General features: G+C 34.8%; 14 protein-coding genes. 7 read left to right on the forward strand and 7 right to left on the reverse strand.

Annotated elements, in window-relative coordinates; all coding sequences use genetic code 11:
* Nucleotides 1-21: 21 nt before the first annotated feature.
* The gene (narJ, locus tag RCG24_RS10440; protein WP_202655250.1) at nt 22-582 is read left to right on the forward strand and encodes a nitrate reductase molybdenum cofactor assembly chaperone; all 561 of its coding nucleotides are present in this window, start codon (nt 22-24) and stop codon (nt 580-582) included.
* Complete coding sequence (gene narI / locus RCG24_RS10445; RefSeq protein ID WP_202655251.1) at nt 575-1,267, forward strand: respiratory nitrate reductase subunit gamma; 693 nt, start codon at nt 575-577, stop codon at nt 1,265-1,267. The genes narJ and narI overlap by 8 nt, the downstream gene beginning before the upstream one ends.
* 84 nt (nt 1,268-1,351) lie before the next feature.
* Here narI and RCG24_RS10450 read toward each other — a convergent pair whose 3' ends face one another.
* Both RCG24_RS10450 and RCG24_RS10455 read right to left on the reverse strand, forming a co-directional pair.
* Complete coding sequence (locus RCG24_RS10450; protein ID WP_306792966.1) at nt 1,352-1,759, reverse strand: IS66 family transposase; 408 nt, start codon at nt 1,757-1,759, stop codon at nt 1,352-1,354.
* The gene (locus tag RCG24_RS10455; protein WP_202655252.1) at nt 1,756-2,571 is read right to left on the reverse strand and encodes a hypothetical protein; all 816 of its coding nucleotides are present in this window, start codon (nt 2,569-2,571) and stop codon (nt 1,756-1,758) included. Before RCG24_RS10455 ends, RCG24_RS10450 begins: the two co-directional genes overlap by 4 nt.
* Before the next feature lie 348 nt (nt 2,572-2,919).
* Here RCG24_RS10455 and RCG24_RS10460 point away from each other — a divergent pair, with 348 nt between their 5' ends.
* The 5 genes from RCG24_RS10460 (at nt 2,920) to RCG24_RS10480 (ending at nt 5,730) form a co-directional block, all read left to right on the forward strand.
* Nucleotides 2,920-3,705 (forward strand): hypothetical protein, encoded by a 786-nt coding sequence (locus RCG24_RS10460; protein WP_308079032.1) that lies wholly within the window; start codon nt 2,920-2,922, stop codon nt 3,703-3,705.
* Nucleotides 3,706-3,932: 227 nt separating this feature from the next.
* A complete protein-coding gene (locus RCG24_RS10465; RefSeq protein WP_202655254.1) occupies nt 3,933-4,121 on the forward strand; it encodes a hypothetical protein in 189 nt (62 codons plus the stop codon).
* A gap of 126 nt (nt 4,122-4,247) precedes the next feature.
* Nucleotides 4,248-4,439 carry a site-specific integrase gene (locus RCG24_RS10470; RefSeq protein WP_308079033.1) on the forward strand — a complete coding sequence of 64 codons (192 nt, stop codon included), beginning with the start codon at nt 4,248-4,250 and terminating at the stop codon, nt 4,437-4,439.
* A gap of 2 nt (nt 4,440-4,441) precedes the next feature.
* Nucleotides 4,442-4,756: a tyrosine-type recombinase/integrase gene (locus RCG24_RS10475; RefSeq protein ID WP_235888194.1), complete on the forward strand. Its 315-nt coding sequence runs from the start codon at nt 4,442-4,444 to the stop codon at nt 4,754-4,756.
* Between the two features lie 404 nt (nt 4,757-5,160).
* A complete protein-coding gene (locus RCG24_RS10480; RefSeq protein ID WP_308079034.1) occupies nt 5,161-5,730 on the forward strand; it encodes a helix-turn-helix domain-containing protein in 570 nt (189 codons plus the stop codon).
* 127 nt (nt 5,731-5,857) lie between these two features.
* On the opposite strand, the gene RCG24_RS10485 is transcribed toward RCG24_RS10480, so the two are convergent.
* From RCG24_RS10485 to RCG24_RS10505, 5 genes are all read right to left on the reverse strand, one after another.
* Nucleotides 5,858-6,832 (reverse strand): hypothetical protein, encoded by a 975-nt coding sequence (locus tag RCG24_RS10485; RefSeq protein WP_308079035.1) that lies wholly within the window; start codon nt 6,830-6,832, stop codon nt 5,858-5,860.
* Between the two features lie 7 nt (nt 6,833-6,839).
* Nucleotides 6,840-7,490 carry a hypothetical protein gene (locus RCG24_RS10490; protein WP_308079036.1) on the reverse strand — a complete coding sequence of 217 codons (651 nt, stop codon included), beginning with the start codon at nt 7,488-7,490 and terminating at the stop codon, nt 6,840-6,842.
* A gap of 131 nt (nt 7,491-7,621) precedes the next feature.
* Nucleotides 7,622-10,681: a type I restriction endonuclease subunit R gene (locus RCG24_RS10495; protein ID WP_308079037.1), complete on the reverse strand. Its 3,060-nt coding sequence runs from the start codon at nt 10,679-10,681 to the stop codon at nt 7,622-7,624.
* Nucleotides 10,682-10,705: 24 nt separating this feature from the next.
* Entirely contained in the window at nt 10,706-11,923 is a 1,218-nt protein-coding gene (locus RCG24_RS10500; protein ID WP_308079038.1) for a restriction endonuclease subunit S, read from the reverse strand.
* Nucleotides 11,920-13,464, reverse strand: a complete 1,545-nt coding sequence (locus RCG24_RS10505) for a type I restriction-modification system subunit M (protein ID WP_308079039.1) — start codon at nt 13,462-13,464, stop codon at nt 11,920-11,922. The genes RCG24_RS10500 and RCG24_RS10505 overlap by 4 nt, the downstream gene beginning before the upstream one ends.
* Nucleotides 13,465-13,578 lie beyond the last annotated feature (114 nt).

Genomic DNA, 13,578 nt, shown 5'->3' on the forward strand with positions numbered 1-13,578 from the left:
CAAAGAAAGTTGGTGATTCCTATGTCCTACTCACAAATTCAACAAACCTTTCAACTTTGCTCATACTTATTAAGCTATCCCGATCAAGAATTAATGGATTCTCTTGAAGATGTTAAAAGCGAACTTGAATCTCTCGCTTTCTCAGCAATAAAAGAAGAGCTCGTACAATTTTTGGAAAAAGCAAAGTTGAAATCATTAAGTGAGCTTATTTCAACCTATGTATACACCTTCGACTTTGGCAAAAAAACCAATCTATACGTCACATATATGACAAATGGCGAACAGCGTGAAAGAGGCATGGATCTTTTATTTTTAAAAAATTATTACAGATTGAATGGCTTTGACGTTACTGATAAAGAATTACCAGATTATTTACCAATCATGCTAGAATTTGCGAGCCTTGTCGATAAAGAAACGTTAAAGCCGGTTTTTGAACGGTATTTAGACAATATTAAAGAAATCAATAATCATTTAGATTCTGAAGTTAATCTTTATGGTCATATAACGAAAACGATTGTGTTAGCACTAGAGGAAGCAGGTATTTCAAAGCCGGTACGAAGGAGTGGAGAAATATATGTTTGAACAGTTTCTATGGGTAATTCTCCCTTACATTGTTCTTGTGATATTCATTGGCGGACATATATACCGTTATCAGCATGATCAATTTGGTTGGACCTCTAAGTCAAGTGAATTGTTGGAAAAGAAAATGCTGAGAATTGGCAGCAACATGTTCCATTGGGGAATTATTTTCGTATTTGGTGGTCATGTCATGGGACTGTTAATTCCAATTGAAGTTTATGAATCCATGGGAATAACAGAGCATCAATATCATATAATTGCACTTGCTGGAGGAATTCCAGCTGGGATTTTGGCAACCGTTGGGATTTTAATTTTATTCTATCGTCGCATGACCGTACGCCGTCTTGTGGCAACAAGTACAAAAGGAGATTGGACAGCTCTTTTCTTCTTAACAATTGTTATTTTATCTGGTATGTCAGCGACCCTTTTAAATATTGATTCAAACGGCTTTGACTACCGCACAACGATAGGTCCTTGGTTAAGAGGGATTTTAACCTTCCGTCCGGATGCTAATCACCTTGCAGAAGTGCCAGTTTGGTTTAAAATTCATATCATTGCAGTATTAGGAATCTTTGCTGCATGGCCATTTACAAGACTTGTACACGTATTTAGCATGCCTGTTCGTTATTTAACTAGAAGCTATGTTGTTTACCGTAAACGTACACCAAAGCAAGAAGGTTTACGGTAATAAAAAATAAGCGTACCTTTACGGTGCGCATCATAAATAACCGTTTATCTTGATTTTTTTAATCAGATAGACGGTTATTTTATATTAATTGCCACATTCTTCTTGGATCATTTTTGACCAAGGCATATAAAAATTTAAAATTTCTGGTTGTTGATAGATATTAAGGTTCGGCAAATCCGACAGTAACTTCAAAAGATAACGATAGAAATCCACACCGTTCGCTTTTACAGTTTCTGCGATACTTAAACAGATAGCGTTGGCCTTTGCACCATCTTCACTAACAGAGTGGAGCCAATTTTTTCGACCAACTACACTTAGACGTATTGCATTTTCGGCTGGATTATTATCAATTTCAATACGACCATCCATCAAAAATGCTTTTAGTCCGTTTGCTCTATTTAAATCGAAAAAAGTAACATTCCCAACTTGTGTCATATTATAAAACCGTCCTTTTTGACTTCTTTTTGTTCTTACATTTTCATTTGTGGTCAAGAATCATGCGTTTGTGACGCTTGCAATCGAAATTTTTCTGCTTGGAAGCAAATCGACAAAGAATGTCCCAACAATCTCCGACTTCGAATCCTTCCGCATGATTCCGACCGTTCGAATCTTTGTAGGGTCTTCGTATCCGACGATGGGCGGAAGGTTATGTGAAAACAAGACCTACGACCCGGCTCCAACGTTCCCAAACGCCGCCCCTTACGATTGTAGAACGGCGAAGGCGACGATAGTTCCGTATAATATAGACCGTCACTAATATTGCCGAAATGACTCGCCGCGAACGCCTTCTTCCCGTCCCAACCGTTCGACCGGCAATTCCAAAACAATCCAATCAATGAACGGCAAAGAATCGAATCAATGCCGCCCGCTTGAAGAATCACTTCTTCGCCTAATTGCATGAACTCCGAAACCAACGCAAGGCGGGGCGACCGTTCCAAGCAGTCAAAGGCTTCGATTCGCTTGAATTGATAGTTCACTATATTTGCACGAGGATAATTCGTCCTTGTCACCGTTTGGACGCCTTGCGATTCCTCCGACACAAAGAACAATGACCCCCGTTGAAGTGTTCCCGCCTTATTGTCCGCATTGTGACGGAATTCCGGTGACATTCGAAGTGCAAATTCCTTCAGCGATACATAGACCCGAAGAATGTGATTCCGTATCGTGTATGATTCCGAATCAATACCCGAAACAATCGCCGAAGTCGGGTCGGGTCTTATTGTTTGATAAACGACAAGGGCAACGACCAAGACGCCCCAAGCGGCAAAGAATTGCCGTTCTTGCCTTCGAATCATATTGAACATATATCGACCGTCCTTTTCTTTTATTTAAAATGGTAATTGTGCCCGTCGTAAAGTGTGTAATGATATAAGAAATTCATTAAAGAACAAATCGTGTGCAATCTATACTTTATTTATCCTACCAAATATATATTGGAAGAACTTAAAATACACAATAATTTGATGATTTAGAAATACACAAGGAAGCTATTTTTTTCATACCAGTTCATCTTCAAAAATTCCAACAAAAGGTATTTTACTGTAATTGTCAAATTTTACAATTATAAACCAATAAATATATTAAAAGGTAATGTTTACATATATATCTAATCGTGATACCATATAATTAAGATTCATAGGGGTGGTAATATTTTGAAAAAGATAATTCCCTTATTTACTATTTTCCTAATGTTTGTCTCGGGACCAATAACATCTTTTGCAGCAACAGATGCTAGTGAGAATCAAATTATGGTAGATTCAAACCATACTGATTCTGCTACATTTGAAATTGATGGGATTACATATTCTCTAACATTGAAAGTAGATGGTGATTTTCAGAAAGCAATAATTGATGACGGTACAAAAAATGAAACAGTTTCTTATGATAGCAGTGCTGATGAACTACGTTTTAATGGTAAATTAGTAAGTGATGAAGAACTCGAATCTATGAAAAGTATTGTTGATGAAGGGATAGTAAGAGACGACATTATAAAAACAGATGATGGAAAACGGACCCAAGTTATGGTAACAAAGATTCCATATAAATTAGTAAAAACTCATAAAGGTTCTATTAATGTAACAGTGGCAACTGTATTGGTTGTAACTGGGCTTATTCTTTTGATTCCGACTGGTACGGGTGCAATCGCAGGTGTAGTTTTATCGGCAAGAGCAATAGCAATTTTAGCTTCAGCTATTGTTTCTTCAATGCAGTGTTCCTGCTTTAAGGTTGTTTATTTTAAATTCCAAACTTACTATAAAAATGCAGGAGGCTATTGGTGGAATAAATTCGTCCTGTCAGTATATAAAGATAGTAAACGTACAAAATTAATCAAAAGTGTATCCACTGAAACTAAATATGGAAAAAAATATTCCTTTGATAATTTAGGGAAAGCGAATTCTTTTATCAAGTGTTCATTACGCTTACCATCAATTGGATAGTTTTACCCTTCACGGGTCTACACTTTGTCCGGTAACAATAAAAGCGACTGGTTCTTACAATGGTCGCTTTTTATTTGTCAATAAAGTATAAATAAAGCAATGCTTAAAACGAATCATTTTAATATAAAATGTTATCCTGAATAAAATATAAGGATTATGGAATTTTATAGGAATTCAAAGATTAGGATATTAATATAAGAATTATTTATAAGGGAGGAATGGATAGTTTGAGATGGCTTGTTGCTATTCTATTTATATTACTTGGGGCTTTTTTATTTTCATTTACCATTGATGATATGGGAAAAATAGGTCGAGTAATTATGAAAACTATAGGAATTGGATGTTTTGTTATTGCTATTTTATTGTCAAAAATAAAAAAAAAACAAAATAATCATGCTAAACAAACTGAAATATAAGTGGAGATTGCATTATCAGAAAGCCCATAAAATCGGCTCATCAAAAATCTTTTTTTCATGTAGGAATACATGGGTAAGTAAAAAGGTTTAGGGTTTTCCTTATTGCTGTTAGGTTTGACCTCTGGTATGCGTTTTGGTGAACTTGCAGGTCTTACCAGAAACGACTTTGATTTTATTAATAATACGATCAGCATAAATAAAACATGGGGATATAAGAAAGATTCCCTTAAAGGATTGGGACCAACAAAAAACGAACAATCGAATCGTACCATCAAGATGGATCAGCTAACGATGAATCATTTAAAAATCTTTTTATAATAATGCCGACAAATCTTCAACAATTAGCATTTTATAGTCATGCATCAAAATATAAAGTTATCAGCAATACCACTGCAAATAAGTTGCTAAAAAAACTTTTAGACAGGCTAAATATTAATCCAATAACTTTTCACGGGCTGAGACACTCACATGCTTCCCTATTGCTCTGTGAAGGAGCAACCATTTATTACGTAAGTGAACGATTGGGACATAGTGATATCGATACTACAATTAAAAGATACACTCATGTTCTTAACGAATTACGTGCAAAAGATGAGTTAACAACAGTAAAAATCTTTGAGGCTATGGCTGTGTAAAAAACGTGTAAAATAATTTAATATCGTATCGTTTTCATTCAAATACTAGAAAAAAGAAAAAGCCGACAAATCCTTTTATATCAAAGGTTTATCGGCTTTTTCTTTTTCTTATCGTAATCAAAATTAACCTAGAGATACCGGTGGTCGGGGTCGAACCGACACTCCTTACGGAACACGATTTTGAGTCGTGCAACGGTCAATTTCGAAAAGGGGACGAACCCCTAACCGTTGATATATCGACAAAATAAAGCGTGAAGGACGTCACACTATTCGTTTGTATTCGTATGACCCTAATTTCGCAACGTTAAAACATTCATTCGAAAACGTGCGAAAAGTCTATATTACAATATTAATGGATTGCCCCCGTTTATGTCAACGCATAGAACGAAATGCTTAATGAGTGGATGGAAAAACAAGATCCTAAGTATTATCAAACTCCACTGAAAGACTGCTATCAAGAAATTTCACGGATTGTTAATCTGGTTTATAAAAAGAACATAGTGCTCTCCGATGGTCAAACAGAAATTGCAGTTACAAGAGGTGAAATGTTAACTATTTATCAATATCCCAAAAAGTTACACCATACAATTAACGCTTTACTCATTCATTCCAAACGCTTTGGGGATAAAAAAAGCCAATTCTATATGACATATGAACAAATAGCAGAGGCTGTACAATGCTCTAAGCGAAATGCAATCGCTCATATTAAAGAACTTGAACAAAAAGGCTTGATAAAGGTAACAAGAAATCCCATTGCAGGACTGCCAGAAAATCACCCTAATACATACGAATTGAATCTTGATTGGTTAGAAGCAGAACCAGAAATTATTGTTACAGTATCAGTCGATAAAGTAGATTCCTATCGTGATATTAGAACAATCCTAATAATGAAGGCATTTCCTAACAACGAATGGTGGAATATTAAAGAGATACTTAACAAAGCAAAAGAGCAACAAGCAGTTAAAATGCAATAAATTAAGTACTTCTCTGAAGTTATTTTCACTTATATTTGGATATATAACTTTTTCCACATTATTCAAGGACCCTTTGGAAATATCCAAATGAGGTCCTTTTTCAAATTTATCTATCAGAACCTTATTATTATCTACTATTATACGCCTCAATGATGTAAGGTTTAATCTGTTCAAAATCTTCTACCCATTCTAAACGAATATAAGCCTCATGGGGATATTTAATAGAATCAGAACTGCTTCTGTTATAATCTTTTTTTAGTATTTTGTCGATTTGTGTTTGAAATTCTAAACCTTTCTTTTCTTCTTTATTTCCAACATGAAGAATTAAACATCTTTGCCTTGCAGTCGTTAAAGTCGCAAACTTAGGGAATCCTTTTCTTCTGTAACCAATCCCATCTGCTGTTCCGGCATCTTCAACTTCAAATTCCTTATTACCCCATATATAATTATCAATTTTACGTGCAAGTTTTCTTGCTTTATCCTTTTCAAAACGCAAAAAGAAATATTCTTTAGATTTTTGTCTATCACCGATACAATTAATAACACAGAATTCCTCAAATTGTTTTAGTAAAAAACTAGTAAGGATATCTCCCTCTTTATCAAAATCCTTTTGTTTAGCCCTTAAGAAATTCCGAATTTCTATCCACGTAACAATTATAGGTTCATCGAGAATATACTGACCGTTCGCAAATAACCTTTTATGCCCATCTAGTTGCTCCTTAGTTAAGTATGAGTTATAACCAATTTTATTTTCTAATAAAAGAGATATCTCATTTGATAAAATTGCACCATCAGGAATGTTAGAATCCTTATAGGTACCTTTCCTAATTTCCTTATTTTCGGCAATCCCAATTATCCCCGCCAAAGGAGTAATGCTACTTAATTGTGAAGTTAATTGTTGCCTGAACTCAAAGTTTGCACTTTCTTTTGTCTTAATGCCAATAAATCTAATAAATTCATTTGCCAAAACTGGAGAGGAGTGTTGTAAGACATTTAAAAATGCCTTAGTAACATTATTTTCAATTTGCAATTGATTTGTCACTTCGTCCTTATTTCTTGTCTGGCCTCGGTAATAATGAAAAACATTATTGTAAATTGACATTAAACCATCACTCCTTTAATTTAGAAGGCACTTCAATTATGGCTATCTTAAACTCTCCACCAGTAGACTCCATAACTTTTGAGTAGGGAAGCCAAGTCATTTTATAGGTGCCAAGTAGATTTAAGGAGGATTCCCTACCCTTCATAGTGCCTTGTCCTGTATTTAATCCCCAATTTAACTCACCTTCTAAGATCTTTTCATTATGAATTCTATACTCTAAATCATTAGGTACCTTATCACGGTACACAGGCTGTTTCCAAAGTGCAGGTTCATTGGATAGGATAATAGCAAATCCATTTGTGTTATCTAATGTGTTACAAACCGTTTCAATTCGAACAATGTCCTTAATACAGTCATACCTTGCTAAATCAGGTGCTCCATGACTTTTCAAATTAAATGATTCATCAATTATTTGTAAACTAATTTTTTTTGTAATGTATTTCAACTCTATTGCTGTACGGTAGCCATTTGCGTGCGTAACCCATATATCGAGATACATATTACCATAGGAAATTGTTGGATTATATTCTAATCTTAACTTACTCTGTGAATAGTTATTATGTATTTCCCAAGCCAAAGCGTGTTGAAAATCTGCTTCTGAATGAAACACTGGTCTTTCTTTAGACAAGGTAGTCAATATTGACAACAATTGATCCATATTCCTACACCCCTACTCGATATTTACGAGATTATTAAATAAAGAAGAGCCCGCTAAATAATCCATAGATGGGCTCTTTCTATCTTCGTTTAATATTCATTCCATATTTTTTTTACAAAAAGGAAATTTCTCTAAGCATCCATCGGCCAACCTTTATACTGTTCTTCAGCCTGTTCCATAAACTTATTAGTTAGGAATTGTAGTTGTTGCCCGGTTACTTTTTCCTTCATTAATACCATTTTGACTGCAAGTTTCACTTTGGCATAAACATCTTGGCGATGTGGACTGGTCCAATCAACATCAAGTTTCTTTTTTAACTCATTCACAACTTTGTGAATTAAGTTGGCTAGGAATTCATTTGAAAAAGCGCCTTCTTCCATAGAAGTAATGGCTTTATAAAACTCAACTTCTTCTTCAGACAAACCTAAGTCCTGACGTCTACGCATTTCTTCTTCCATCTCTTTGCGCATTTTAATCATCATTCGAACCACATCTGCGGCTTGAATGACACGATTATGGTATTCAGTCAATGTTTTTTCTAACAACTCTTGCATTGTTTTAGTTTGTGGGCTACCTTGCTTAAATGTAACTTTGATCTTGTCCTCAAGAAGTTTTTTCAATAGTTTTAACCGCAGATCTTCATGTTCTTTCTTTGTTAAATCGGCTAGAAATTGCTCATCAAGAATACTGATATCTTGACGTTCTATCCCAGCAACCTTGAATATATCTACCGTTTCTTTAGCCAATAAATTATGATCTAATAATGCTGACAGTTGCTCTTCTAATGTCTTATTCCCTCCTCCAGTACCACCCGGAGGTCTTAAATGCTTTCGCAGTTGAACCTTTAACATAAGGTATAGAGTGACTTCATCAGCAATTACCATTACTTCTGGCTGATTTTTAACGAGTTGGTAAGATTTTTCTAATTTCGTTGCATATTGTATATAATCATCTGTATCACTGTTTAATAGCACATTTACTATATCTGCAATAAAATCTTCTCTGTCTATTTGCGGTTTATGCCTCCAACCATCAATTACAACATTAGAAGGAATATAATTCCTTACTAAAACTAAATTCTCATTAAATATCCGAATGGCTTCAGCAATATCGTAAGCAGGATCACCTGTACCTCCACCTTTAGTATATTTATGTGTTGCCTCTTTAAGAGAAGTTGCAATTCCTATATAATCAACAACCACTCCACCTTCTTTTCCGGGAAAGACACGGTTAACCCTTGCAATGGCTTGCATTAGATTATGACCCTTCATAGGCTTATCAACATATAGGTATGAAAGTGGCTGTGCGTCCATTCCTGTTAGCCACATATCCACCACTATTACAAACTTAAGTGGGTCTTCAGGGTCTCGTAATTTAGCCTTAACATCTTCTTGCTCTTTCTTAGACTTTATATGTGAATATTGGCTACCTTCCTGATTTTCTCGCCATTCACGCGGGTCTTTAGAGACATCACCAGTCATTATGACTTCCGTTTTTGGACAACCTTCTACTTCTCTTAAACAATCATATAAATCAGCAGCAATTTGGCGGCTCATACATACAATCATTGCTTTTTGAAAAGGATTGGCCAAAGAATTAAAATGTGATACGATGTCGTTTGCAAGGCGTTTGAGCCGTTTTGGAGTTCCCACAACTTTTTCTAAAGCGGCCCATTTTCTTTTATAACCTTCTGTTTCGTCACCTTCACCATTATCCACAAATATATCTTCAAATTGTTCATCAATGTCTTCTGCGGTTAAATCAAGCGGTATTAGTCGGCTTTCATAATAGATTGGTAATGTTGCTTTATCAGCAACAGCCTGAGCCATGTCATAACGGTGTATAGTGTGTCCAAATATCTCTTCAGTATTGTTTCCTACGAAATCTACTGGTGTCCCTGTAAAGCCGATATGAGAAGCATTAGGAAGTGCAAAACGCAGTTGGGCAGCATAACCACCTTCGAAACCTGACTGAGTACGATGTGCCTCGTCAGCAATTACAACAATGTTCCTCCGTTCTGAAAGTACTGGGTGTTGTGTTTCTTCACCTTTCAGACGAAATTTTTCAATTGTAGAAAAGACAACGGGTGTGGCTTCACCTCTAAGAATCGTCCTTAATTTTTCAGTGTTACTTGCCCTTTCAACTTTTCCGATTAATGACTCGCCCTCAACAAAAGTATCATACAATTGTTCGTCTAAATCATTTCTGTCCACTTGGATTACAATTGAAGGATTATTTAGTTCAGGATGTCTACTTAATATCCCTGCAAAGAAAAGCATACTCAAAGATTTCCCTGAACCAGTCGTATGGTACATAACCCCGATTTTTCGATCTCCGTCTGGCCTTGTTGCACGAACAGTTTCCTTAACTGCAAAATTAACTCCGAAAAATTGGTGGTATTTTGCCCCTATTTTCTTCGTTTTGTCCCCCGCCTTAAGGAAGACTATAAAGTTACGAATATAATTTAACAGACGGTCTTTAGGGAACAAGCCCTCTATTAATGTACGCATTGTATTAGCCCGATTGTTGTCTACATTTCGGCCATCAATTGATTTCCAAGAAGCAAAGAAATCATAATCGGCAAATGGCATTCCATGCTTTGTTTCCACATTATCTGAAACAACCGTGAACGCATTGTAGTTAAAAAGTTGTGAAATATCATAAGTGTAGTTTTGTATTTGTGTAAAAGCATCCTTAACGGTTGCAGTTTCACTATTAGGATTTTTTAATTCAAACACAATGAGCGGGAGCCCGTTAACATATATAACTATATCTGGTCTACGAGACATTCTTCCTTCGATTGATAGTTGGTTAACAACTAGAAAATCGTTATTCTCAGGGGTATTCCAATCAATAGGAAAAATGTGAGGAGTAAAAGTTTCACCGTTCAATTCATAGTTAAACTCTACTCCTTTAACTAACATTTGATGAAAGGCTTGATTTCTCTGTATTAAATTTACCCCGTCAGGAGATGTGAAAATGCTTATTAAACGCCTAATTTCTTGATCTGGTATATTAGGATAAGCCTTCTTTAAGAAGGCTTCAAACCTATTAAATAATACAACTTCCTGCAATTGTTCACGTTCCCCACGCTGGAACAATTCTTGTGCATGGAGATATTCATAACCTATTCTTTTCAATCTTTCTATCGTAGTCTCTTCAAATGCTGATTCACCTAGAGGTCTGGACATGATGCAACACCTCCTGTTTTTAAATTAATATGTTTCTTTGGACCGATTTTCAAAGTTTACAATCTCACCTGAAAATAATCGTGGGATTAAGTAATCCCTAATTTCTATTAACTTTTTAATTTCATATATATTCTCTAAAACCAATTCTGAAAAATTCCATACATAATTATTAAATTCTACTATTACTGATCTGTCATTCGGAATAATTATTTGGTATTTCTTCATTTCATTCCAATTTGTCCTTGGCATTTTTGTCCCACTAGAAACACTTACACAATAATCAATAAAGGAATCTTGAATAACTGTACCTAACAATAATCCATAGAAATGGTCTTCTTTAGGTCTTAATACTAAAATATCGGTTGAACATACACCATCATTTGGAGCAATACCTACTTTTTTAAAATAAGGTCGTAATTTCCCAAATAGTACATCCATTTTTTTATATTTATATTTGTTACTTGATACTTCTTCTGAATTTCCCCAATCTGATAAGGTGATTGAACCCTTCGGCATATGTTCTAATCCAATATATGGACACTTTTTATCAATTTGTTGCGGCTTAATGGATTCTTTGGAAAGTAAAAATAACTCCTCAAATGTCTTAATACTATAATCATCTAATATCGGTGTATCTTCACCTGCTGTATTTCCTTCTTTTACTTTGGCACAGTCTACAAAAAGATTTTTGTATTTAACCCTAATCTTTTCCTCAATCAGAGAATTAATATTTAAATTTAATTTTACTTTTTCATTTAGTGGGTCTAAGATTGATACAATTTCCTGTTGTAGTTCTAATGGTGGAACAGGTACTTCCATATTTCTTAGAACATTCAATGCTAGAAAGGGCTGTGCACTTCCTGTACATACCGCCCTAATATTTTCTTGAAACTTAGGAGAAATGACATAGTAATATAGAAATCTTGGCTCTATTATATTAGGGTTGGGCTTCAGCAAAGCAATATTTTTTATAGCATATTCCGGTGAATAATCTATAAAAGCACATTCACCCACTGTTCCAATATTGGAAATTAAAATATCATTTTGTTCAACTTTGCTTCGTTTATTTATCGTTTCATAATCATCTTGAGAAATTATTTGGCAATCATCCAGATTAACAAAGCCATTTTTTATATTTTTGCCTTTTACTAATGGATAACCTCTTTCAGAAGTTTTTGGAGTATCATGGGTTCCATCTGTTACTAATAAACAAACCTCTTCCATTCTTTTATGAATTATCAAATCAAACCCTCCAAATTCTTCCTAATTATATCTTGAAGTCGATTTGACTCTTCAAAGTGTTCTAAAAGAGTTTGTGTTAAGTCAGCCATTTTTTCCTCATATGGTACTTCATCTTCAAAAAGTTCTTCTGTACCCACATAAATTCCTGATGTTAACTTATAATCATTCGCACGAACTTCCTCTATCTTTGCAACTTTACAAAAACCTGCAAAGTTTTCATATAATTTATCTTCATATTTAAATGCATGATATACATTAGACATTTTATCAATATCTTCTTGTGTTAGTGCTTTTTGCTTCCTACTTACTTGCACTCCCAATTTGCGTGCATCAATAAAAAGGATTTCATCTTTTCTTTCTCTAAACTGACCTTTGCCATCGCGGTTTTTACTTAAGAAGAATAGACAGCAGGGGATGCCAGTTGTAAAGAATAATTTTTCTGGCAACTGAACAATACAATCAATATATCCTTCATCAATTAAATATTGACGGACTTCCTTTTCTTCTTTTACATTGGTAGTCATTGCCCCATTAGCCATAACAAATCCAGCAGTTCCACTATCATTTAAATGATACAAAAAGTGTTGCATCCACATATAGTTAGCATTACTATTTGTAACAGTCCCAATTAGTCTCGGATCATTCTTTGCTATACGTTCTGCTCCCCAGTCCTTTTGATTAAAAGGAGGATTTGCAATAACATAATCTGCTTTTAAATCTGGAAACTGATCATTTAACAAGGAATCTCCTAATCGAATCTCCGCATTTATTCCATGAAGAAGTACATTCATTTTCCCTAAGCGAACTGTTGTCGTCACGTTTTCTTGTCCATAAAACGATAGGGCTTTCTTGCGAGGGGAATACTCTTCACTTTGAATGAACATTCCACCACTACCACAAGCAGGGTCAAAAACTTTACCACTGATTGGCTCCAACATAGCAACTAACAGATTTACTATACTTGACGGTGTGAAGAATTCTCCTCCTCTATTCCCTTCTGATGAAGCAAAAGAACCGATAAAATATTCATAGGTACGTCCTAAAACGTCCACACTCTCATTGGCTCTAGCACTGAATATATCACGTGAAAATACTTCAATAAGTCCTGCTATGTTTTCAGCAGGAAGATTAGAACCTTGAAATATCCTTGGTAACATTCCTTCCAGTTCAGGGTTCTCCTCTTCAATTCGTTTCATTGCATTATCTAGTAATTCCTTTATATTTGGTTGTTTTGCATTGGACATTATATATGACCATTGAGCCTCTTCTGGAACAACAAATACATTTTCCGCCTTATATTGATCATGATCTTCAATAATAATCATTTGGGTATCTTCATCTTCGGTAAACCAATCACTGTTTGGGTCTTTTACCATTTGTTCTAATTGCATTCTGCGTTGCTCATATTTGTTTGATAAATACCTCAAAAAGATTAAAGGTAATACATAGTGTTTATAATCAGCAGGTGCTACACTACCCCGCATTTTATTGGCTGCTTCAAAAAGATCTCTTTGAAAATTTATATCTGCTTGTACCTTCATGGTTTATCCTCCTAAAAATCAACAAAAAAACTTCTACCTATTTTCCTATTTTATCATATATTAATTGCCATACTGATTACATATTTTAGTGAATTCTTAAAGAAACAAAAAAGA

The sequence above is a fragment of the Neobacillus sp. OS1-32 genome (assembly GCF_030915425.1).
Taxonomy (GTDB): Bacteria; Bacillota; Bacilli; order Bacillales; family Cytobacillaceae; genus Neobacillus; species Neobacillus paridis.

Excerpts from the sequence above, each read along its gene's own strand:
- RCG24_RS10485 (WP_308079035.1), bottom strand. The coding sequence starts at position 6,832 with ATGTCAATTTACAATAATGTTTTTCATTATTACCGAGGCCAGACAAGA.
- RCG24_RS10495 (WP_308079037.1), bottom strand. The coding sequence starts at position 10,681 with ATGTCCAGACCTCTAGGTGAATCAGCATTTGAAGAGACTACGATAGAA.
- RCG24_RS10475 (WP_235888194.1), top strand. The coding sequence starts at position 4,442 with ATGCCGACAAATCTTCAACAATTAGCATTTTATAGTCATGCATCAAAA.
- RCG24_RS10455 (WP_202655252.1), bottom strand. The coding sequence starts at position 2,571 with ATGTTCAATATGATTCGAAGGCAAGAACGGCAATTCTTTGCCGCTTGG.
- RCG24_RS10480 (WP_308079034.1), top strand. The coding sequence starts at position 5,161 with ATGGAAAAACAAGATCCTAAGTATTATCAAACTCCACTGAAAGACTGC.
- narJ (WP_202655250.1), top strand. The coding sequence starts at position 22 with ATGTCCTACTCACAAATTCAACAAACCTTTCAACTTTGCTCATACTTA.
- narI (WP_202655251.1), top strand. The coding sequence starts at position 575 with ATGTTTGAACAGTTTCTATGGGTAATTCTCCCTTACATTGTTCTTGTG.
- RCG24_RS10470 (WP_308079033.1), top strand. The coding sequence starts at position 4,248 with ATGCGTTTTGGTGAACTTGCAGGTCTTACCAGAAACGACTTTGATTTT.
- RCG24_RS10505 (WP_308079039.1), bottom strand. The coding sequence starts at position 13,464 with ATGAAGGTACAAGCAGATATAAATTTTCAAAGAGATCTTTTTGAAGCA.
- RCG24_RS10490 (WP_308079036.1), bottom strand. The coding sequence starts at position 7,490 with ATGGATCAATTGTTGTCAATATTGACTACCTTGTCTAAAGAAAGACCA.